Source organism: Photobacterium sp. R1 (assembly GCF_054600795.1).
On the sequence record NZ_BAAHZP010000187.1, the window covers coordinates 1 to 378 of the forward strand.

The 378-nt window shown below is 56.1% G+C and carries 1 pseudogene; it reads left to right on the plus strand.

Going from position 1 to position 378, the window contains the following annotated elements:
- Positions 1 to 378 (plus strand): annotated as a pseudogene (locus ACYP03_RS24600) (hypothetical protein); the annotation flags it as partial.

Consider the following 378-nt stretch of genomic DNA (forward strand, 5'->3'; position numbering starts at 1 on the left):
TCATTGAATTGGCAAGGTGCCAGATTCCACGGCCAGGCCGAATATCAGACTGACGCACATAACCTGATCATCCATCAACTCAGCGCCAGCGGCCTGAAGATAGACCAAGATTTTCCGATCCAAACCTTATTGGATTTGAGCGCACAGGTACGCGAGTCCGAGCTGAGCGTAGATTTACGCCGTCTGGATATCCTGGACAGCAGTCTGGAGCACCAGGAATACAGTACCAGTAATGCTAATCTGGCGCTGGAAAACTGGCGCTGGCCCGGTACGCTGTGGCAACAGCAGGATGCCCGTCTGTCACTGGGGGCCGATACGCTGCGCTGGCATGATCTGCTGCTGGACGCCCCCCTTACTGAGCTGCACTTCACCCCGGAG